Source organism: Paraburkholderia sp. BR14320 (assembly GCF_040948665.1).
Classification (GTDB): domain Bacteria; phylum Pseudomonadota; class Gammaproteobacteria; order Burkholderiales; family Burkholderiaceae; genus Paraburkholderia; species Paraburkholderia youngii.
Genome location: NZ_JBFPKG010000359.1, coordinates 1 through 255, shown reverse-complemented (window position 1 = coordinate 255; position 255 = coordinate 1). Strand labels below are relative to the sequence as shown.

Sequence of the window (255 nt, the reverse complement as noted above, 5' to 3'; positions counted from 1 at the left end):
GAGCGTCGCCGATAGTTCCTGCGACAAGCCGTAAATGAAGCGCACGCGTTCCTCTGTCGGCGTCGAAATGAGGCCGTCCTTCTTGAAAAGGCTACCCAGATCGTCGTACCGGCTATGCGGCAGGCCGTGCTCGCGCAGCACCTGCATCGCGCGAACCAGTTGCCTGTCATCGACCTCGAGCACCCACGTCTTTCCGTTGTCGGTTGTGCTTTTGGATGCGTCGACGCCCTGCTCAAGCATCGCCACCATCATTTC

Annotated in this window: 1 pseudogene; it reads right to left on the bottom strand. The window is 59.6% G+C overall.

The features are described 5' to 3' along the window. A pseudogene (locus tag AB3X89_RS40645) lies at window positions 1-255 on the bottom strand (EscJ/YscJ/HrcJ family type III secretion inner membrane ring protein); the annotation flags it as partial.